Raw genomic sequence first — 20184 nt, 5'->3', positions numbered from 1 at the left:
TTAGCAAGGCAAATGCGCCTCGTACCCATTGACGCTCTCCCTGCTTCCAGCGACGATCGGGCCAATGGGCGCGCCCGAATATGCTGCGAGGTTGTTCTTTCCTGGAAGCGCGCGCATGCGCCGACCTGCGACGTCCATTTCATGGATGGCCGTTATCGAGAAGACCGACCGTCTCTAGCGGGTCGACATGCGCCCGACGCGTCGGGCAGCACGCGGCCCAGACCGTGTCAAAACGCTTTTTTGAAGAGCTAAAATCTCTCATCCGGTAGCGGAGGTGAGCGAGATGAAGCGGTTCGTTCAGGGCGACAATCGTACGCAAAGCTTTCTTCTTCCCGAAGCGCTCGACGACTACGTGACGGACACCAACCCCGTGCGCGTAGTCGATGTCTTTGTAGATGAGCTTGATCTTCAGAAGCTTGGGTTTGAAGGCGTCGAACCAGCACTTACCGGCCGGCCTTCGTATCATCCTGAGGTGATGCTTAAGATCTACATCTACGGTTACCTGAACCGTATTCAGTCTAGTCGTCGCCTTGAGCGCGAGGCCCAGCGCAACATTGAATTGATGTGGCTCACGGGCCGCTTGGCACCGGACTTTAAGACCATTGCGCGGTTTCGCAAAGACAACGGCAAAGCGATCCGCAGCGTCTGCCGTCAGTTCGTCATGCTGTGCCAACGCCTGGACCTGTTCGCCGAAGCGCTCGTTGCGATAGACGGGAGCAAGTTTAAGGCAGTGAACCATCGCGATCGCAACTTCACGAGCGCAAAACTGGAGCGGCGAATGCGGGATATCGAGGCAAGCATCAGCCGTTATCTTGCGCAAATGGACACCGCCGATCGCCAAGAACCCACTATCGCGAAGGCGAAGACGGAGCGGCTGCAAGACAAGATCGCGGCTCTCAAAGAGCAAATGCAAATCCTCAAGCAAGTCGAAGTTCAACTCAACGCGGCTCCCGACAAGCAAGTGTCGCTCACGGACCCGGACGCGCGTTCGATGAAGACGCGGGGGACAGGCGTCGTCGGCTACAACGTCCAGGTAGCGGTCGATGCAAAGCACCATCTGATTGTCGCGCACGAGGTCACCAACAACGGTATTGATCGAGACCAACTCACGTCGATGGCCAAGCTCGCGCGTAAGGAAATGGGCGTCGAGAAACTCACGGCAGTTGCGGACAGAGGCTATTACAAAAGCGAGGAGATACTCGCGTGTCACCAAGCTGGCATTACCGTGTTCGTACCGAAGCCGGTGACGTCGGGTGCGACGGCTCACGGTCGCTTCAGCAAAGACGATTTCATTTACGATGCCGAGGCGAACGAGTATCGCTGCCCAGCGGGAGAGCGGCTTATATGGCGTTACGTGACGATCGAGCGAGAGCTAAAGTTGCACCGTTACTGGAGCTCGAACTGCCAGCAGTGTTCGTTAAAGGACAAGTGCACGCCAAGCGTACAACGCCGGGTGACGCGCTGGGAACACGAAGGAGTTCTCGATGAGATGCAAATCCGTCTTGATCACAGCCCCGACATGATGCGTATCCGACGGCAAACCGTCGAGCATCCGTTTGGCACAATCAAGGCTTGGATGGGCGCCACGCATTTCTTAACACGAACGATCGAGCGAGTCAGCACCGAGATGAGCCTACACGTGCTTGCGTACAACATGAAGCGAGTCATTAAGTTACTCGGTTCGGAAACAGTCATGAAAGCGATGCAGGCATAGGCCTGCGTGCAACGAACCGGGGACTTGACCACATCCTCTTTGATGAAATTGATGTTCCACATGCCGCATTCAATAATGCGCACTTCGTTGCGAGAGCAGGTGTCGTCGGAGTTTGTGCCGTTACGCGTTTTGACACGGTCTGGGCCAGGAACAGTCATCCAGTGCCGTCTTCTAATTCGTGGACAATTTTCGCTATCATCGGCCGTGTGTATTTCTCGACGGGGTCCTCTCCGGTTCGGCCAACTTCGCCCGCGTCGAAGGCTAAATAGACTTCGTTAAAGAATGTGGGCCAAGCGTCTTCTCCGTGCGATGCAAAATCGTCATACACGAAACCGACTACAGCGATCGCTACCGCGTCACAAAACCAGAAGGGGAGTCGGCACTCGTGAAACCCAACTGCGAGCTGGCGAGCTATCGCGTTGTATGCCTCGCGCCTCGTCGATCCGACAATCTCGGTCCAGCGTTCGAAGTCGTTTGCTGGAAGCAAACACCTTGGACCTGTCTGGTCGTAGCGAGACTGCAAGTGCCTTATAAAGTCTGCTTGCGGATCTTGTGAAACCGGGCTCATGCGGGCGGCTTTCGCTTGTAGTGGACAACAGAGTATAAGCGACCATACGACAGCATTTTGAATGGCCGCTTACGGCAATTTCGTAGGTCGCTTCCGGGTCGACGCCGGTCCTTCCCTACCAGGGCCGGGTGCGTCCAAAGGGACGTTCGCGCGTAGGCCGTTGACAGTCTTCCGTAACGGGGCCTTGCCCGAGGGCATCCCAGTCACCAGGCGTACAATCCTCTGACCATATCGGGTGCCATGTCCATTTTGTAGAGCCGTCAATGGCGGCTGACGATACACGCCCTGAGAACTGCCAACCTTTAGACCCGGCGATTTCGTGGCCGGCAGCGAAGAACGAGCCACATGCCCGCTCAGATAACGCCCAATCAACTCGTTCAATTGATCATCCCAGGTATCACGGCCGTCTTTTCGCTCGGTTTTGCCTGTGCATGGCTCTACGATAGACGGCTGCGCTATCTGCGCTTTCTCGCCGCTTCATTTGTTGCTTTCGCGCTCGGCTCGGCCGTGCAAATCTGTCACCTGCCGGATGAATGGCGATCGAACGCGCTTATATCGGCAACGTTTTATATGTTAAGCATTCAACTGTTGGCGGAAGGTGTTTTGCGAAGGGCAGGACTTTACTTGCGGCGAGCGACGCATGCGTCGATGTTCGCGCTGGTGTTGGGTGGCACGTATTACTTCTCCTTCGTGACGTCGAACCTACTCGTGCGCGTCTACATTCTGAATCTTAGCGCCGGGTTATTGATGGTGTTCACCGCGGTCCGTTTCAGGAAACGCTGCAATGGGCGCACCGTCAATCACGTTCTTCTCTGGGTGCTGCTGATCTTCGGCGCCAGTTTTTTCATCAGGACACCGCTCACTACGATCCAACCCTTGCCGCATAGCGCTGCGCCGTTCGCGCAAACCATTTTCTGGGTCTCGCTGCAGCTGTCGCTCGCCCTGATGGGCGCTGTGTTGGGGCTCGTGCTGCTGGCCGCCGCGATGTCGGACGTGATCGACAGGCTGACTCTCGAACGCGATCTCGACTCGCTCACCGAAACGTTGAACCGACGCGCGTTTGAACGTCTGGCGGGCCGCCACGTCGCGGACAAGCGAAGCTATCCGCTCGCGCTGATCGCTTTTGACATCGACAACTTCAAATCCATCAACGACCGTTACGGGCATGCGGCGGGCGACGCCGTGCTGCGCCAGTTCGCCGCGATCCTACGCGCCGCGGTGCGCGAGAAAGACGTGGTGGCGCGCATCGGCGGCGAGGAGTTCGTGCTTCTGCTGCCGGGCGCTGACGACAAATTCGCGGGTCACATCGCCGAGCGCTTGCGCACCTCGCTGGAGTCCTCACGCTTCAATGAAATTGAGGCCACGCTGTGCGTGACAACGAGTGCCGGCATTGCCCGGTATCGGCCTGGCGAGGCGGTCGGGGCGCTGCTGGCGCGCGCCGATCACCTGCTCTATGCGGCGAAGCACGCGGGAAGGAACCGGGTGGTTACGGAGACGTTAGGTCAGACGCGGGATGCCCCCGAGCTTGATAGCGTGTGATCGCCCGAAAGCCGGCAAGCACTCAAACCGTACCGTCGCGGATGGGATTGTACGAAAAAGGACGCGCGTAAATCCGTTCGCGGTCCAATTCAGTTGAGTCCTTCTGCGTGACGAAATTGGAGGTGCATCACCGCACCCGCTCTTAATGGGCCAGAGGGCGAGGCTACCAAGGGCTCCACACTATTACACTGGTTTCTTCGCCTTTGCATCGGACTTCGGGCGGCCATGAAGAGACACTCGATTACGCGGCCTACATTGTCCACAATCGACCTTCATTTCGCTGGCTGTACTGCGCTCGCGTCCCGGTTTGCGAAGGACTCTTGGCGCTCGAAATTAAGACCCGCCCGTCCTATCAGAACTGCCCGCCGGAATTGGGCGATCGCCGCGCTCATCGTTGACCTTCTGATTCTCGGAGCGGGCGCTATGCGGTTCTATCCAATGCTGCAAGGACGACATTGCGCGCGTGGAGCAGAACAGATTTGAGCTCGTCAGAGGAAACTTCTGCAAACCCGAGTCCTCGGAGCAGAAAAATACCTTCAACAGCCAGCAGTGCGTGACGTACTTCAGCAACCCCACCCTCTGATCGAAGCGGATCGAGCAGTGCACGGTAAAGGTTTCGCACCGGCCCCAGCATGTCAGGGGCGTGCACCAGGGCGGTTACGAGAAAAGCCGCCATTTGCGTCGAGGCGTCGTCCTCGTCCAGTGCTTCCTCGATATGCGCGAGGACCAATTCGACCGGTCCAGTTGGCCCGCTGCCAAGTCGCCGAAACACTGCCTCCTGAAACCGAGCAATTTCTCGTTCTAGCGCAGCGTGTATCAATCCATCCTTAGTTGCAAAGCTATAGACGAGACCGCCCTTGCTGATTCCCGCGCGCTCGGCGACGGCATCGAGCGTGAAATTTCGGCCGCCAGATTCGAGGATTACGGCCTCGGCTGCATCTAAAACCCTGTCTTTGTCGATTTCCTTTTTTCGCGTCACAACAACCCCTTGCTTTTCCGACTGGCCAGTCGGATACTATTTCCGACTGGCCAGTCAGATTAGCGCAGCGACGCTCGCGGCGCAAGATTGTTTCTCAGCTAACTCTCTGGGGTACGTTATGAACGAGCATGAACAGGAAGATCTATTGCCTGCTGTGACCCTTGGTCACTTTGTTATGAAAGTGCAAGATGTCGAGGCGAGCTATCGCTTTTATATCGGTTTAGGTCTGCGCGCATTCGGCACCTTTCCCGGAATGGGGGTCGTTGAAATGCGTGGTGGCACGCATTTGCTGCTGTTCCAAAAGGGTGATGATCAGGTTGGCGCTTTGCTGAACAGTCAGAATGGCCAGAGGCCTGATTTCAGCAGCGAAAAAATAGACCTGATGATCGCGGGGCGTACAAAAGCGGATCTGGAATCCTACAGGGTCGGCCTGATCGGTAAAGGATATTCACCGTCAGCTATCGCGGATGGCGAGCTATACGGCCACCACTATTTCTCGATGCAGGATCCCGATGGCAATGGCATCAGTTTCTATACCAGCCACTGCAGCGATAAGCCCGTTTGATATTGCAGTTGGTTAGTCGCGCACGGTCGGGCGCTACCCCATCTTCAGTTTGACGGCGAAAACGCCCCTAGTTGGCGCGTCCGGAACGTCGGCTTCGGAGAAAGACAAAGGGCTGCTCGGGGTCGAACTGAGCCGACCGCGTCAGGCGAAGTCGGCCAGTTTCGGACTTTCGGCGATCGAATATAAATTGTATGCCATCGATGCAACTGACGGGAATCCGCGTCGCTGTGTCAAAGGCGAGCGCAGTCCGGAACTCGCGCCGAGGCTCGAAGCCACTGCCGTTTAACGAAGAGATCGAGCGGCGTCGCATAGCCCCACGCGATCAGTATGCTAAGGGCAGCCGACAGCACCAGAAAAACGCCGAGTAACAGCAGTTTCTCATTACAGTGCATCGCCGACGGCGGATACAGCGTGCGGAGCCCGCCGAGCACAACTAGATGGAACAGATAAAGCTCGTAGCTGAGTTTACCGCTCCAGCGTAGCGGTGCCATCAGGCGGGCGCTTCGGCGAGTACCTTTGGCCTGCGCGCCGATCAGCAGCACGGCTGTGACGAGTGCGATGCCGTCACCCCGAGGACGTGGCTTTGCGCGATGGGCCACGCAAGATAGAGAACCGTCATTCCGGCGACCGTCGCCCATTGCGTGGCGCGCATCGCGAGTGGGCGCCACAGAGGCCGTTCGGCCAGAAGCGCTATACAGCAGCCGATCGCGATTCCGTCGAAGCACGCGAAGTACGCGTAAAGAAAGTCACCTTCGTCGCCCGAATACGTCGCACGATATAAAAGGGCCGATCGCGACGACGAACGCCCAGAACGCGAACAGTCGCCCATCGCGGCGCAGCGCGATGCAAAGCATTGGAAACGACAGGTAGAACACCTCTTCGACCGATAGCGACCACAGTACGCCGAGCGCGTAATTGACCCAGCCGTATGAGCCGATCAGCACGTTCATCCAGAAAGTCAACGACGCGAAATTGACGAGCCAGAACGACACAGGCTCGCCAAGCGGCGAATGATTGCTGAATATAGGCACGCTGGCCGCCGCAAGCACGTTGACGAGGACGAGCAGCAGGAGCAGGAGCAGGAGCAGGCACGGCATAATGCGCGCGATGCGCGACACATAGAAAGTGCGCTTGTCGATTGCACCGAGACAGCCCCATCGGCGCCGTGCGTTTGACGTGATCAGGTAGCCCGAGATGACGAAGAACATCGTGACGCCATAGTTGCTGTTCCGGACCACGGCATGCACGGCGTCCCAGCCGAATGCGCGCGCGGCGGCCGTATCGCGCAGTGCGTAAGCTATGTTGAAGTGATGCAGCAAGACGAGCAGGATCGAGACGCCGCGCAGCGTATCGATCCGCAGATTGCGCGTGCGCGCGCTCACGGTGCCTGTCCCGGCATCGCCTCTGCGGACATGGGTAGCGCCTGCAGAAATGCGTCGCGCGAGCGGATAGCTGCCGTAGCAGACCCAACCGCATCGTGGATCCGTGTCCGACCACAATGGGATGCTCGACAGGACTGTCTACGTCGTCGAGAATTGATATTCATTTCGCAGACGATATCGCACCCATGTTGAGAAGAGACGTATTCGTCACGTGTCTATACGTGGCTTTGTTCTCAGGCAGCGCAGCTTCAGAACAACCACAGAGGCCACCAGGACCGGTAATGATGGTCCATTTCGATTACTACCCCAAGGACCGCGCGCGAATTCGCGTTCTGGAACGCCGACTAGAAAGTGCGATAGAGCGTGCGGGCGTTGGCGAACTCGGCGAGACCGAGTATCACATTGACGGCAATGATGGCTATTTGTATATGTACGGTCCCAATCCCGATCGACTGTATGTGGTGACGGGTCCAATCCTGAAATCGTCCAAACTGATGACCGACGCCGAAGTGACGAAACACTATGGTTCCCGCGCGGAAACGTTCGTCATACACCGAGACGGCATCCGGTAGCGACTCGCCTTTCGAAGTCTCAACGCGAATCACATTTCCAAATCTCGTATTGAGCCTTCCCAGCACCAATCAGTCATGACCGTCGGCTAACGAGAATGTTGAAAGCCCTATAGCAGTCGTCAACGCGGCTCGTTTTCGAATGACGATTCGGAGTCGACTTCAGCAGCTCATTGTTGGATCTGGTACGGCCATGAGAGGACGCTCGTGGCCTTGCCCGTCCTCTTCATCTGCCGGGGGGCGACAGCCGCCGCAGTCTTGTAAGAGCTGGTTGAACGGCAACTGTCAGGGGATGCGACTGATAAATTCAGTTCTTGGCCGTCATTGTTGCGCACGTCGTCGTGGATCGTGAATGCGAGTGCGGATAACATGCGTCTATCTTATCGCGTCACATTAGCCGGAGTCTGAATCAACAAACATGCCACGCCCACAACAGTCGATTAGCCCAGCGGCGCGAACTCACCTACTTTGCTATTTAGTCACGAGTGCGCTCGCATCGCACGCTTTGACGAAAACATGGCGCGTCGACCACATCGTCGAATCGGCACGCATCTGGTTGGCGAGGAACATGATGTCGGCGGGTTGGCTTGACCGTCTAATGCTTGGACAAATGGCGTTGAGGTTGTCGCGCGAGCACTTGACTGGTGTGCACACAGTACGTCAATCGGATGTGCTTGCGCTATTCACGAATGAGCTGATGCTGAACTATGAGAACCCCCTGGTCTGGCACATCTGGCAAAGGTGCAGCGATGAGCTGGAGGCCTGCGCTTCCCGGGCCGGCACATAGCGGCCAACAGGAGACATTCGACACGGGGGGCTGAATCGCTGACAATCTCGAATCACAACTCCTTCAATTAGCCGAACTCAGCAACGATGACAGAAGACACTACCGATATCTCGGTGCTCGTCCGTGAGTTTTGGACGCTCATGGGTTCAAACGACTTTGCATCCGTGCAGGCGGTGTTAGGTGAGCAATTCATCCTGGAATGGCCCCAGTCGAACGAACGCATCCGTGGTGCCGCGCGGTTCGCACAGATGAACTCGGAGTACCCGGCGCAGGGTTCGTGGCGCTTCGCAGTGAACAGAGTCGTGGCTAACACGGCTAGTGAAGCAGTATCCGATGTGACGGTTACCGATGGATCTATGACCGCGCGAGCCGTATCGTTTTTCTCAGTCGAAGCCGGCAAAATCACTCGCATCGTTGAATATTGGCCGGAGTCATATGCTGCCCCCTCCAATCGTGCGCATCTTGTCGAGAGCATCGAGTAGGTGACCGCGTATCGCCGGCGTTGTTGCGCCGGCTAGGCCACCGCCGCGAACCGGCCAGTTTTGGACGGTCGATTGCACGGAATAGATCGTCAACAATTGCCCGGCGACGGGGCCGACACGATCACGGCCAGTTCCCTCTGCAATCAAATGGCACGCTCTCGCCCAAAGCCAATAGAGTTGGCGTGCCGCTCACATACTTGATGCCTGCGCTGACAAGCCGCCATTTATCCATGACGCGGAAGAGCTTGAAAATGTTCCGTTGATCTGGCTGTCCTGCAGGTGCGTCAAACGCCAAAGCAGGATAGCCGTTTAATCTTAACTTATCCGCATAAACGAGGTGGGCTTGAACGGCTTCTACTTTGGACTGGTAGGGGCCTGTATTTATTTCCGCAGTTTCAGCGTCGGTATCGATCCTGATTTGATTGATCCAGTACTTTTCCGATCCGCTATAGACGCAAGTGAGTTCGCCCGCATAAAGTGGCGCAGATGCGAAGAAACAGAGCCACAGAATGGCTGCGGGAGCAATGATCGCTTTCATGAAGAGGCAAACGAAAAGCACGTAGGCTAGCACGAAGACGAATGACCGCTTTCGGCGAACATGATCGACCGTTCAGGGTCGAGTACGGAAGTTCGGTATTCCGCCGAGACCCGCGATGTTCGGACTGGCCGTGTGCTTTCGGGTTCGGCCAGAAGCGGGCAGTCACCCCCATTGGCGCGGATCGTCAACAAACGACCTTTGCGGTCCCTCGGCCTATCGCTAAGGAACTAGTCCTTCGGAAGACATTTCGGTATCGCGTAACAGGCAACATTCCCGGCCCCATAAGCCGGGCTGACTTCTCAATGAGACGTCGTTTTTTAGTGCGTCATCTTTCGCCTTACGTCCGCCAACAGAGAGCGGCGCTAACGCTACCGACCGGCCATAGGCCAGGGCCGAGGGCGTTGCCTCGATCGTTAAAAATCGTGCGACTCACAGAAGCATGGTCGCCTTTCGTCCGGCATCGCACGTGATGAGACGAAGTCCGAAGGACAGGGCGCGACACGCAGATCGACTCGAAGCGTCGAAACAGACGCTGGAAGCATTCGATCGAAATTTTAGTCAATAGTGAAGCGCTCGCTTCGCACGAGATTATGCGGGCAGGGTAGACTTTTGGGCATTTTCCGGGAATCTGACATGCTTACGACCAGGCGTCCAGAGCTTCGCCGCGCTGCAATGCTCCCGGGGAGGGTATTAGGGCTGCTGATATGCAGCTTGATCGGTTTCGCCAGCATAAATGTCCCGGCTCAGCCCGCGTTGCAGATCGCGCGTATAGAGAATGTCCCGGATCAAGAGGTTGGTGCAGCCATTCTCACGGTTGTCTATGCCAAGCTCGGCATCCACATTGAATTTGTCGACGTGCCGGCCAAGCGGTCGTTGATCGAGTCGAGTTCGGGCCACCTGGACGGGGAGGTTCAGCGCGTGCTCGACGTACAGCGAGAATATCCGACGCTCGTCGCTGTCAGGGAGCCATTCAACTATATCGAGCCAACGGCCTTCGTGAAGGAGGTGAATTTCAACGTCAACGGTTGGGAATCGCTGCGTCCTTACCGCGTCGGCATCGTAAGCGGTGTAGGTTCGTCTGAGCGCGGGACGGCCGGAATGCCGCAGGTTGAAGCCACTGCGACGATGGATCAAATGATGTTGATGCTTGCCCGCGATCGCATCGATGTTGCCGTCAACGATCTCTTCAGCGGTATGCTCGTCATACGCAGACTGGGTCTGGATGGGCAGGTGCGAGCGGCGTTGCCGCCCCTGCAGCATATCGACATGTACCACTTCCTTAATGAGCGCAACCGCGAACTCGTGCCCCGGGTGGAGGCCGTCATCCGGGATATGCGGGCAAGCGGGGAGTTGCAGGCGCTTCGATCGCAAATTACTCACCGCATGCTGAATGAAGCGCTTCAAGGTGCGCCTTCGGTAGATCGGTGATCAGCCGCGTTTCTAGATGAGTCATTGCCCTCTGGAAGTCTTTGCTAGCCTGCTCCAAGCATCCACTCAATCAGCTGCATCCGGTCATTGACCCGTTGCACCTCAGGCTGAGAACGACCCGGCAACCGAATCAACCACAAACCGGCCAGCCAACTAAATTAGGGATGGGGTACTTGGCGGGGTAAGGTCACATGGCCAAGCCACTGCGACGTCGCATATCGGGAAAGTTGGTGGACCGGGTCGACATGGGTCTGCCGCATCCGGCAGTACGCGGCCAAAAGGGGAGGGTCGACAACGCGCTGAAGATCGACAATAATCGTTCAAATTGCCAATAGCGCGGTCGACAATTACGAATGAACAATCCTGAGGTTGCGTTACGTCCGGCAACCCCCGCAGATGAGCCCTTCCTGCTCGATTTACGAAAATCGACGATGGACGAGCACCTTGAACGAGCTGGTGAGTCAACCGATGAGAACGCTCACTGGGAGCGTCTTCGCTACCGCCTCAACGATGCATACATAGTTTGTTGCGGCTCGGAAAAACTTGGGCTCTTCAAATTCTTTCGAGACCCGGATGAATGGTGCATTGTGCAGATTCAAATCTTGCCGTCGCACCAGGGTCGCGGTATCTCGGCCCGACTGATCAGTGATTTTCTTCAGCAGGCAGACAACACCCATGTCCCGGTCACGCTCAGTGTTTTTAAAGGGAAAAGGGCGATAGATTTGTATCAGCGACTTGGCTTTCGGATAATAAGTGCAACTTACTTATTGTTAAAAATGAGGCGTGAGTAATCGGCAGCAGCCGGCCACAATCGGCCGGTCGACGTACTAGTTTGAATCGTCAACATTAGATGGCTGACGCGAAAATGTGGAGACTCTCGGGCTCTGCGACGCGTACGATCAGTGAAACAAAATCCGCAAGATCAGCACATTGATCGCAACCCCCGCGCCGACGCAGCAGAAGCCATCTATTGCGGCGATTTCGGCGCGCGGTGCAGTGCGAATCATTGCCCTGATCGCCGCAACGACGACGCCAGTACAGGCCCCGAGCATACAGATCCAGTAACCGGCCCAGCCCGTCATTAAATGGCCCACACATGCGCGAGCAGAGCGAATGTTCCATAGCCGCCAGGGCGAAAGGCACCAGCACTATTTCTCTTCGCCTGATCCAGATGGGTGTCTGGCGCGTTCCGTCGCAGCCAGCAAGTGAAGAAACGGGCGCGGTGGCTGCTGCATTCGGAGAACTGGGAAACGGCTGCTGGCGCAGCCGGGGATGTGGATTGCTCACTTGACACCGGCCCGCTAATGGGCGTCGCCAATCGTGTCACCATGGACCAACCGGTCGGCGCGATTAAGGCAACTCTGGGCGGCTATTTTTGAGTGGAAATACTCGTGCGAATGCAGGCACATTCAACTTGGGGCTGTCGTCTGCTCCGGGAAGGAACCGATGGTTTGGTCCTTCCCGAGGCCGCGTTGAGCGAGTGAAAAAGCGGGCGCCCTATGCAATTGTCCGAACGACACCGCCGTCGACACGCAAGGAAGTGCCTGTTGTCGCCGACGCCTGCTCCGAGCAGACATAGACGACCAGGTTTGCGACTTCCTCGGTTGTCGCGAAGCGATTGAGGAGCGTGGTCGGGCGATTCGTTTTCAGGAACTGCTGCTCGGCTTCCTCACGCGTAATGCCTTGCGCATCTGCGTTCGCCTGCGCCCAGCCACCCATGATCTCCGAATTCGTCGGACCAGGGAGAACCGAATTAACGGTGACGCCCGTTCCGCCGACCACCTCGGCCAAGCCCCTCGCAATGGCGAGCTGAGCGGTCTTGGTCGTGGCGTAGTCGATCATGTCCTTGGGGATGGCAAGCGCGGACTCGCTACTGATGAAGACGACGCGCCCCCAGCCGCGCTTCGTCATGTTTGGCACATAGTGGCGGGAGGCGCGAATACCGCTCATGACGTTAAGTTCGAACAGATCGATCCACTCGCTGTCCTCAATTTCGAAGAAGGACTTCGGACGCCCAGTACCCACATTGTTGACGAGAATGTCCGCATCCGGCGCCTGCGCGAACAAGTCCGCCGCGCCTTTCGGGGTCGCAAGATCTGCGATGACGCCGGTAAACTCCGCCTTTGGCAAGAGTTCGCGAAGCTCCCGAAGCGCCGTGGAGACGCGCTTCTCTGTGCGGCCGTTGATCACGACCGCGGCGCCTGCGCGCCCCAGCCCTTCTGCAATGGCTCGGCCGATTCCTGCTGTGGACCCAGTAACGACGGCCTTGCGGCCAGTGAGATCAATATTCATGACACCATTCCTTCAGCTGTGGAGAGAGCTGGATTGTGAGTGATGTCGGAATCAATGATAATAGCTTAATTTGCCATAATATTAATTCCCAAGAGGAATGGAAGTGGATCGATTCCACGAACTAAACGCCTTCATAGCCGTGGTTGAAGCAGGCGGTTTTACAGCTGCCGCGCATCGAACCGGCGATTCACAGTCGGCAATCAGTAAGGCTATCGGCGCGCTCGAGAGGCGCCTCGGCGTGGTGTTATTTAACCGAAGTACGCGCCGCGTGACCCTGACGGATCAGGGGCAGCGATACTACGATCGGGCAAAGCCGCTACTTGACGAGCTGGAGGACGCCAACAGCGAGCTGACCAGCAGCACGCATAATGTCTCGGGTCTGATCAGGATCGCTGCATCAGGTACTTTTGGCCGTCTTCATATTTTGCCGCTTATTCCCGACCTGCTATCACTCAATCCTGGCCTTCAGGTGGATCTCATTCTCTCGGACTTCGTGCGAGATATGGTGGAAGATGGGATTGATCTGGCGATCCGAGTGGGGCCGGTGAACGATCCTGACGCGATCGTCAGGCGCGTGGCCAGCACTCCTCTCGTCTGCGTCGGGTCCCGTCGCTACTTCGAGCAACGCGGAATGCCAAAGACTCCTGTCGAACTCGTTGATCACAATTGCCTTTTATATCGCGGCTTAACGGAGTCAACGCATTGGCCTTTTGTCGGGCCAGAAGGTCGATTTAGCGTGTCCGTGCACGGGAATCTCACGTCCAACAGTATCGAGACGATCCGGGCTGGTGTTCTAGCCGGTGTGGGAATCGGCCTGGTTGCCAAGGTCTCTCTTGCCGATGATCTCCGACATCCGGACGTCATCACCGTTCTCGACGAATTTATAGGCGACGCCAGAGACATAAGCCTCATCTGGCCAAGACGCCGGTTTGTACCGGCGCGTGTGCGACAAGTCACCGATTTTTTCGCAGAGGCTATACCGCGGCGTATTTAGTCGCCCGAACTTAGGAAAAATGGTCAGCGATGGCGGAGGGGGGCCTTCGGGATCAGTCAAGCGGACTTCCTATTGATCGCGCAAGCCATGAAAGCTCAAGAAGCAGAGCACGAACACGGTCCAGTCCCCTGAAACATCGTTGGTATTGCTTGCTCGAACACCTGACATTCCATCCTTGCCGAAGGTTTCGTCGCACAGCCAGACGCCATACGTTCTTCGTTCTGGATAGGATGGAGGATGAGTTACTCATGATTGAGCAAGCCTGCCGTTTGCCGGCAAGATGTGCCTTATTGGTACCTGCGGACTCGCCATCAATGGGGCGTTCCGGTCGGCGAGCATCGGTTTCGAGTTGGAGAGACGCTTTTGGGGACAAGGTCTCTTGCGCGAAGCTCTTAGCTCAATTGTCGACCATGCCGACGATCGCTGGGACACCAATCGAATCAGGCAACGACCGACCTCGACAACCACGCGTCTATAGGGCTTCTGCGCAGCTTGGGACTTATGGAGGAAGGCATCATCCGACAGTGGGGGTACTGGAGAGACGCATTTTACGACGTTCGTCTTTTTTCCTTGATCAAGGCTGAACGACCCATCTATCCCACAGCGTAGATTCTGGCGCTTGATCAACGATCCGGGCGGTTGTCCGCGACCGTCCGCTATCGAGAAAATAGACGGTCCCTTCAGGGTCGCTCACGGAATTTCGACGCGGGACCGGATTGGCCATGAACCTCCTTTCGCCCGCACTGCCGCATGGATATTTGGACGTCGGTCAGCGGACCAACTACGAATGATAGTTACACTGGATACCCCATCTTCATGTGCCAGGAGACTTCTATGAGCAAGCATACCCTCGTACGGACTGTCGCCACGTTGCTGTGCATGGGTGCCCTGACGGGCTTGACCGCCACCCCGGCTCAAGCAGGCGGCGCGCGGGTGAAATGCCATCTGACCTTCAGCATGTCCGGATGGTCGGCGATTTATCAGCATGCCGAAGGACGCGGCAGAGTAACTTGCGATAATGGGCAAAGAGCCGCTGTCACGATCAGCGTGCACGGCGGCGGCCTGACGGCTGGCAAGTTCCACGTCAACGGCCACGGCGATATCAGCAATGTCTACAGCATCAGGGATGTGTACGGCAGTTATGCGCAGGCCGGTGTTTCGGCCGGCGCGGGGAGTAGCGGTACTGCCCAGGTGCTGACCAAGGGAACGACCTCGATGGCGTTAAGCGGCAGCGGTGAAGGCGTGGACCTTGGTGTAGCTGTCGATGCTTTCAAGATCGAACCGGTGCGCTGAGACACCAGAGATGCTCAGATGTATTCCCTACGCCGGGCGTCATAGCGGTGGCGCCCGAGGAAGCCACTTGAGGCAGGGTACGGCGCCATCGGACTGGGTTCGGCCACTTCGAGCCATTCGACATAACGATGTAGATCGTCGACAAAGCTTGTCTTCGCCACCGAAGGTCAGGTCGTTGCCGAGCACGAGCGACGCATTAACCGCAGTCATGGCCCCGGCGAAAAGGTGTTTTTGAAGCGTCCTGGCGGGGACCGAGAGATGGTCGAGGTTTTGGCGCTTGTCCTGCTGCACGACGAACAGATGGTGCTCGCAGCCGTCGAGCCGGTGTCCGGAGCCGGCGCCCCAAACAAACGGTGCTGAACAACCTGAGCCGGCTGATCGACAGCCCGCCTGTGCCGCCGCTGCAGACGCCGCAGGCCTTGCACACTGAAGGTTGAACCCCGGCCAACGTGTGCCGCTACGGCCGGTTGAGGGGCCGGGAAGACACCTCACGCCGATTGATGAAAGCAAGGTCGCGTCGAGGGCTCCGCATTTTCCGACGTCGCCCATTTTCCGTTATTTGAAAAGGCTCTTCAGGTTCCCGAAAACCAAGTCAAGCTGCGGTGAATGCCGCGACTTCGCTTGTCAAGGCGTCGATCGCGCTGCGTACGCGTTGCGGCAGATGGGGCGTTGCCGGCCAGATCAAAGAGATGTTCGACACGACGGCGCCTGCGGCTGGGAGCACTTCCACGAGTTCACCGGCCCGAAGCCGGTCACGTACTAGCCAGTGCGCCAGCCAGGCCAAGCCAAAACCCGCTGCGACAGCATCAGAGATTGCTTCGATATCGTTGAGGTTAAGCTTTGCCGGGGGCGTGACGTAACAGGGCGAACTGCCCGTCCGTAGAAACGACCACGACTGAACCCGCCCACGCCGACCATAGGCGATCGCTTGATGAGCTGCAAGATCGGCAAGTGTTTCCGGTGTGCCATTTTCCTCGAGATAGCGAGGTGACGCGCACACCAGCATGCGTTCGGTAGCAATCTCGCGGGTCATCAGGCCGGCGCTTTGTCCCGGAGGTCCATTGCGCACGCAGAGATCGAATCCGTCGTCGACAAGATCGACCAGCCGGTCGCTGAAATGCATATCCAGTTCGAGTTTTGGATGCGCCGCGGACAGTCGCAAGAGGATCGGCGCGACACATCGGCGCCCGAACAGCACGGGCATCGATACACGCAATCTGCCGCGAATCTCGGTGCGACCGGAGTCCATGAGATCCTGGCCGGCACGTAACTCGACGAGCGCGCGCTGACAATACTCGTAGAACGATTGACCGTCTTCAGTGAGGCTTTGCGTGCGGGTGGTCCGATGAAAAAGCCGCCCGCCGACGCGCCCTTCAAGGCGCGAGACCGCCTTCCCCACAGCGGAGCGTGACAGATTCAGCCGACGCGCGGCATCGGAAAAACTGCCGGCTTCCACCACGGCGACAAAAGCGGGAATGTCATTGAATTCTTCGGTCACGATTATCCTTGTTGTAGCCTTCAGAGAGACAATATCGGGACAATATATCCGCACTGTAGTTCAAAAATCGACGATACGATAGTTGATCGACTCAGATCAGCGAGTTCAAACGTCACTTTGGAGAATTGACATGATCGATCGCCGGCATTTTCTGGGAGTCACGCTCAGCTCCTTGCTCGTCGCCAGGATGGCTGAGTCCAAGCCGCTCCCTGCTTCAACACGGTTAAGCGAGCTCGGTCCGGAGAATCAGACGCTCGTCGAGCGCACGGGTCTGTGGGACGTGATCGAGACGGTGTGGAGTTCGCCGTCAGCGCCGCCTGAGACAACGACCGGACTAGTCGCCGAGCGTCGCTTGATTGGCTCGATGCTGCAGGAATTCCTATATCCCACCAACGACCGCGCGGCGATCCTGAGGATTGACTATCTGAGTTTCAATCGGGTTGAAGGCCGGTGGGATTATGTATCGATGGATACTCGCGCCGCAGTCGGCATCATGCCGGCGTGGAGCTTCGCGCGAGGCGATGCGGACAATATCACCCTCACGTTCGAGCCATTCGCCTTGCCTGGCGAGGGCGTTGCAGTCTCTGGCCAGATGTTGCGAATGGACGAGGTCATCAGCCATCAGGGACTTGACCGGGACAGGAAAGACCAGCATTTCATCACGGCGGACGGAACCGGGATGGCATGGCTCGCGCATCAGTACTCGTACACGCGAAGGGAGCGGCAATAGGTTGCCCGCCGGGTTGCTCAAGGCAGAACTCGCAGAACGTGGCACGTCGCGCGGCGGCAGCGAAGTCGCCTTGCACGCGCGCGATGTCGGCGACGCTCATCTCGGACGGAACCTTCCAAACGTTGTCGCTACCGAAAGCCAACCTGGCACAGTTTCAATATCGTGTGGAACCCGACACGAGTAGCGTTGAAGATCCACGCGGCCCTGACATCTAACGGACCTCAGTTCGCCGTAGCAACGTTCGCTGCAGATCGCCGCGGAGCGGGACATTCGCGCTGCTGGGTGACGTCATTCGTGCAAAGCCGCCACTCACTTTCAGCGGATTTTTAAAAACTGTGGCAATGGAAGGTAGCTGTTTCCCACTCGACGAAAAAAAGCTGGCAACTCAGCCCCTTCTGAAAGATCCGCGCGTTTCAGAGCGGCGCTTGCACGCGCTATCAAGACCGGCTCTCGCGAACGTGATGCCCAGACGAGGCTTCGGGCAATGAGCGGCCGACATTTAACGACCGGGTCAACGCTTGCATGGCCACGCGCGTGGCGGCGAATAGCTTGGGGTGGTTGACCGAAAGCTCGCAAAAACGCTCGACGCATTCTGTCGGGATCAGCAAAACCGGTTTCATTCTCACACCCATTTACGCCCATTCCGCGCTACAGAAATGGGTGTAAATGGGTGTGAGATTGGTTGATGTTTAAAGCCGACACCCTTCAGATCACACCAGAGATTTTGGGCCTAATAGCCCTGATCGACGAATTCAAAGGCGCGTGGCGTGCCTTGGGCACGCTTGCACCAGACCGGTTGTCGTCCCTGCGCCGGGTGGCGACCATCGAGAGCATCGGCTCGTCGACCCGCATCGAGGGCAGCAAGCTCACCGACCGGGAGGTCGAACAAGTGCTGTCGAACCTGGCCATCCAGAAGTTCGAAACGAGAGACGAGCAAGAAGTGGCGGGGTATGCCCAGGTCATGGACCTGATGCTTAGTTCGTGGCAGGACATCCCCTTCAACGAGAACCACATCAAGCAACTGCATCAGATCCTGCTCCAGTACAGTCTGAAGGACGAATGGCACAGGGGCCTCTACAAGACCAATACCAACAGTGTGGCCGCCTTTGACGAAAATGGCGGACAGATCGGCATCGTCTTTGAAACGGCTTCCCCTTTCGACACGCCGCGCCTGATGACCGAACTGGTGTCGTGGGTCAGCGATGAGCGCGCGAAAGCGCGCCTGCACCCGCTGCTGATCGTTTCCATTTTTGTGGTCGTGTTTCTGGAAATCCATCCGCTCCAGGATGGGAATGGGCGGCTCAGTCGCGTGCTGACGACGTTGCTGCTGCTTCAGGCTGGATACGCCTATGTGCCGTATAGCTCGCTGGAAAGCGTCATCGAGGCGAACAAGGAAGTCTACTATCTGGCCTTACGCCAGACGCAGGGAACCATCCGCAGCGATGCTCCCAACTGGCAACCGTGGCTGATGTTTTTCCTTCGCACACTTGCCGAACAGGTGCGACGGCTCGAGAAGAAAGTCGAACGCGAGAAAATCGTGCTGGCACCGCTACCCGAACTGTCCTTACAGATCGTCGAGTTCGCTCGCGAGCATGGACGCATCACCATGGCCGAGGCCATCAAGCTGACCGGTAGCAGTCGCAACACCTTGAAGCAACACTTCCGCGACCTGGTCGAAAGACAACATCCGGAACCGCAGGGCAGCGGGCGTGGCGCATGGTATGGCATTGGCATGAAATGATTCAGCTCGGAAGGATGCTTCCTGATTGTGATCCCAGTCCAAGAAGTCTTTTTCGTTCATGGGTGTGACCGGCCCAATGCGTTCGATCCCGATGCGTTCCAGAGCGACCGGCATCGAGCACCTTACTATCGTCGACACATCAGGTTCCCGCATATTGATGGATGCACTTGGGATGAACCGGACGACGAAGAAACAGAGTCTGACGAACTGGCTGATCGGGATCACACGGTAAACATTGGCGAAAAGGGGCTTATCTGGTTACCCGAAGCGCCAGGAACGAAGCGGAAGTTAGCGAAATGTTCTACCGAACGAGACGCACTCTTCGATAATGGAGACGACGAGCAACCGACCGATCGGGACTCGACACGACCTGACTCCACGCGCTTTCTCACCACGGTCGGAATGAGTTATTTGACAATGACGGACGTGCTGCGCCAGCGTGTTCCGTTGCGGATCAGCCGAAAAGGAACAAAGGGAACCTTCTGGACCGTCTGTTTGCCAGTGTTTGCTTACCTTCCGGCTTTTCGGGCGGAGCGGGTCTACTTCGGTGAAGCGACCATCGCGAAACTAACAAACGTTTTTGTACTGACGTTCAAAAGGCGATTCGCTCTTTCAGGTGATCGGACGAAGCGTAGTACGGTTGCGAAGATAAAATTTCTCAAACGCGCGTTAGAGGCGGAGGACCGATTGCTGGGCGAGGTCTTGGAAAATGCGGTTGTAGCAAAGCACGACGTGCACTGCTTCATGCATGTCACTGAGTTGCCCGAACTGAAAATGCATGGGACTGAGCAGCGCGCCTGGTTTGTTCCATCTGCGAGAGACCACCTTTTCATCATACCGGTATCGATGGTGACAGTGGTGGGGGGCGTGAGCGACCGACCCGAGAATGTACCGAGCGAGTAACCTGTCCACCGGCGATCGGCTGCCTATCTTCAGATATAGAATTGATCGATTTTCTCGCTTAATTGATTATCACACTGCAACTAGTGACCCTTTGGACATGCTTCGCTAAAGCGCTATTCTTTTCTCTGCAAAGCGGGTGCGCGGCTAAGGCAGTTGCGTCGGCGGCCCAAATCGGTCCTCTC

The 20184-nt window shown here is 57.1% G+C and carries 17 protein-coding genes and 2 pseudogenes; 14 read left to right on the top strand and 5 right to left on the bottom strand.

The features are described 5' to 3' along the window. Window positions 1-283 precede the first annotated feature (283 nt). Together ACSOSP_RS09205 and ACSOSP_RS09200 are read left to right on the top strand one after the other, a co-directional pair. Window positions 284-1714 carry an IS1182 family transposase gene (locus ACSOSP_RS09205; RefSeq protein WP_455310735.1) on the top strand — a complete coding sequence of 477 codons (1431 nt, stop codon included), beginning with the start codon at window positions 284-286 and terminating at the stop codon, window positions 1712-1714. 913 nt (window positions 1715-2627) lie between these two features. Next, complete coding sequence (locus ACSOSP_RS09200; protein ID WP_455310734.1) at window positions 2628-3821, top strand: GGDEF domain-containing protein; 1194 nt, start codon at window positions 2628-2630, stop codon at window positions 3819-3821. Window positions 3822-4242: 421 nt separating this feature from the next. On the opposite strand, the gene ACSOSP_RS09195 is transcribed toward ACSOSP_RS09200, so the two are convergent. Then, the gene (locus tag ACSOSP_RS09195; RefSeq protein ID WP_455310733.1) at window positions 4243-4800 is read right to left on the bottom strand and encodes a TetR/AcrR family transcriptional regulator; all 558 of its coding nucleotides are present in this window, start codon (window positions 4798-4800) and stop codon (window positions 4243-4245) included. Window positions 4801-4918: 118 nt separating this feature from the next. Here ACSOSP_RS09195 and ACSOSP_RS09190 point away from each other — a divergent pair, with 118 nt between their 5' ends. Continuing rightward, window positions 4919-5365, top strand: coding sequence for a VOC family protein (locus ACSOSP_RS09190; protein ID WP_455310731.1), 447 nt, complete (start codon window positions 4919-4921; stop codon window positions 5363-5365). A 230-nt stretch (window positions 5366-5595) separates the two neighbouring features. Here ACSOSP_RS09190 and ACSOSP_RS09185 read toward each other — a convergent pair. Next, a pseudogene (locus tag ACSOSP_RS09185) lies at window positions 5596-6747 on the bottom strand (acyltransferase family protein). A gap of 281 nt (window positions 6748-7028) precedes the next feature. Between ACSOSP_RS09185 and ACSOSP_RS09180 the strand changes: the two are divergent. Both ACSOSP_RS09180 and ACSOSP_RS09175 read left to right on the top strand, forming a co-directional pair. Further along, complete coding sequence (locus ACSOSP_RS09180) at window positions 7029-7319, top strand: hypothetical protein (protein ID WP_455310730.1); 291 nt, start codon at window positions 7029-7031, stop codon at window positions 7317-7319. An 870-nt stretch (window positions 7320-8189) separates the two neighbouring features. After that, complete coding sequence (locus tag ACSOSP_RS09175) at window positions 8190-8585, top strand: nuclear transport factor 2 family protein (RefSeq protein ID WP_455310729.1); 396 nt, start codon at window positions 8190-8192, stop codon at window positions 8583-8585. Between the two features lie 121 nt (window positions 8586-8706). Here the strand turns inward: ACSOSP_RS09175 and ACSOSP_RS09170 are convergent, their stop codons facing one another. Continuing rightward, window positions 8707-9123: a hypothetical protein gene (locus ACSOSP_RS09170; RefSeq protein ID WP_455310728.1), complete on the bottom strand. Its 417-nt coding sequence runs from the start codon at window positions 9121-9123 to the stop codon at window positions 8707-8709. A gap of 711 nt (window positions 9124-9834) precedes the next feature. Here ACSOSP_RS09170 and ACSOSP_RS09165 point away from each other — a divergent pair. Then, window positions 9835-10551 carry a substrate-binding periplasmic protein gene (locus tag ACSOSP_RS09165; RefSeq protein WP_455310726.1) on the top strand — a complete coding sequence of 239 codons (717 nt, stop codon included), beginning with the start codon at window positions 9835-9837 and terminating at the stop codon, window positions 10549-10551. 353 nt (window positions 10552-10904) lie between these two features. Next, on the top strand, window positions 10905-11342 hold the full coding sequence (locus tag ACSOSP_RS09160; protein ID WP_455310725.1) for a GNAT family N-acetyltransferase: 438 nt from the start codon (window positions 10905-10907) through the stop codon (window positions 11340-11342). 706 nt (window positions 11343-12048) lie between these two features. Here the strand turns inward: ACSOSP_RS09160 and ACSOSP_RS09155 are convergent. After that, window positions 12049-12843: an SDR family NAD(P)-dependent oxidoreductase gene (locus ACSOSP_RS09155; RefSeq protein ID WP_031356643.1), complete on the bottom strand. Its 795-nt coding sequence runs from the start codon at window positions 12841-12843 to the stop codon at window positions 12049-12051. Between the two features lie 103 nt (window positions 12844-12946). On the opposite strand from ACSOSP_RS09155, the gene ACSOSP_RS09150 reads away from it, so the two are divergent. The 4 genes and pseudogenes from ACSOSP_RS09150 to ACSOSP_RS09135 all read left to right on the top strand — a co-directional run. Then, complete coding sequence (locus tag ACSOSP_RS09150; protein ID WP_455310908.1) at window positions 12947-13837, top strand: LysR family transcriptional regulator; 891 nt, start codon at window positions 12947-12949, stop codon at window positions 13835-13837. Between the two features lie 280 nt (window positions 13838-14117). Further along, window positions 14118-14315 (top strand): GNAT family N-acetyltransferase, encoded by a 198-nt coding sequence (locus ACSOSP_RS09145; RefSeq protein ID WP_455310723.1) that lies wholly within the window; start codon window positions 14118-14120, stop codon window positions 14313-14315. A 356-nt stretch (window positions 14316-14671) separates the two neighbouring features. Further along, on the top strand, window positions 14672-15130 hold the full coding sequence (locus ACSOSP_RS09140; protein ID WP_455310722.1) for a hypothetical protein: 459 nt from the start codon (window positions 14672-14674) through the stop codon (window positions 15128-15130). A 144-nt stretch (window positions 15131-15274) separates the two neighbouring features. Further along, a pseudogene (locus tag ACSOSP_RS09135) lies at window positions 15275-15552 on the top strand (IS21 family transposase); the annotation flags it as partial. A 170-nt stretch (window positions 15553-15722) separates the two neighbouring features. Here the strand turns inward: ACSOSP_RS09135 and ACSOSP_RS09130 are convergent. Next, the gene (locus ACSOSP_RS09130; RefSeq protein ID WP_455310721.1) at window positions 15723-16628 is read right to left on the bottom strand and encodes a LysR substrate-binding domain-containing protein; all 906 of its coding nucleotides are present in this window, start codon (window positions 16626-16628) and stop codon (window positions 15723-15725) included. 130 nt (window positions 16629-16758) lie between these two features. Here ACSOSP_RS09130 and ACSOSP_RS09125 point away from each other — a divergent pair, with 130 nt between their 5' ends. The 3 genes from ACSOSP_RS09125 (at window position 16759) to ACSOSP_RS09115 (ending at window position 20002) form a co-directional block, all read left to right on the top strand. Then, on the top strand, window positions 16759-17358 hold the full coding sequence (locus ACSOSP_RS09125; RefSeq protein ID WP_455310719.1) for a hypothetical protein: 600 nt from the start codon (window positions 16759-16761) through the stop codon (window positions 17356-17358). A 685-nt stretch (window positions 17359-18043) separates the two neighbouring features. Continuing rightward, on the top strand, window positions 18044-19099 hold the full coding sequence (locus ACSOSP_RS09120; protein WP_455310718.1) for a Fic family protein: 1056 nt from the start codon (window positions 18044-18046) through the stop codon (window positions 19097-19099). Window positions 19100-19126: 27 nt separating this feature from the next. Then, window positions 19127-20002, top strand: coding sequence for a hypothetical protein (locus ACSOSP_RS09115; protein WP_455310717.1), 876 nt, complete (start codon window positions 19127-19129; stop codon window positions 20000-20002). Window positions 20003-20184: the final 182 nt, after the last annotated feature.

This window comes from Caballeronia sp. KNU42 (genome assembly GCF_053760385.1).
This window is presented reverse-complemented; position numbering and strand designations above follow the sequence as displayed.

What these genes read in the sequence shown, in the direction of transcription:
- ACSOSP_RS09120 (WP_455310718.1), top strand. Translation starts at nt 18,044, where the DNA reads ATGTTTAAAGCCGACACCCTTCAGATCACACCAGAGATTTTGGGCCTA.
- ACSOSP_RS09160 (WP_455310725.1), top strand. Translation starts at nt 10,905, where the DNA reads ATGAACAATCCTGAGGTTGCGTTACGTCCGGCAACCCCCGCAGATGAG.
- ACSOSP_RS09155 (WP_031356643.1), bottom strand. Translation starts at nt 12,843, where the DNA reads ATGAATATTGATCTCACTGGCCGCAAGGCCGTCGTTACTGGGTCCACA.
- ACSOSP_RS09180 (WP_455310730.1), top strand. Translation starts at nt 7,029, where the DNA reads ATGATGGTCCATTTCGATTACTACCCCAAGGACCGCGCGCGAATTCGC.
- ACSOSP_RS09145 (WP_455310723.1), top strand. Translation starts at nt 14,118, where the DNA reads ATGTGCCTTATTGGTACCTGCGGACTCGCCATCAATGGGGCGTTCCGG.
- ACSOSP_RS09205 (WP_455310735.1), top strand. Translation starts at nt 284, where the DNA reads ATGAAGCGGTTCGTTCAGGGCGACAATCGTACGCAAAGCTTTCTTCTT.
- ACSOSP_RS09175 (WP_455310729.1), top strand. Translation starts at nt 8,190, where the DNA reads ATGACAGAAGACACTACCGATATCTCGGTGCTCGTCCGTGAGTTTTGG.
- ACSOSP_RS09190 (WP_455310731.1), top strand. Translation starts at nt 4,919, where the DNA reads ATGAACGAGCATGAACAGGAAGATCTATTGCCTGCTGTGACCCTTGGT.
- ACSOSP_RS09200 (WP_455310734.1), top strand. Translation starts at nt 2,628, where the DNA reads ATGCCCGCTCAGATAACGCCCAATCAACTCGTTCAATTGATCATCCCA.
- ACSOSP_RS09170 (WP_455310728.1), bottom strand. Translation starts at nt 9,123, where the DNA reads ATGAAAGCGATCATTGCTCCCGCAGCCATTCTGTGGCTCTGTTTCTTC.
- ACSOSP_RS09140 (WP_455310722.1), top strand. Translation starts at nt 14,672, where the DNA reads ATGAGCAAGCATACCCTCGTACGGACTGTCGCCACGTTGCTGTGCATG.
- ACSOSP_RS09125 (WP_455310719.1), top strand. Translation starts at nt 16,759, where the DNA reads ATGATCGATCGCCGGCATTTTCTGGGAGTCACGCTCAGCTCCTTGCTC.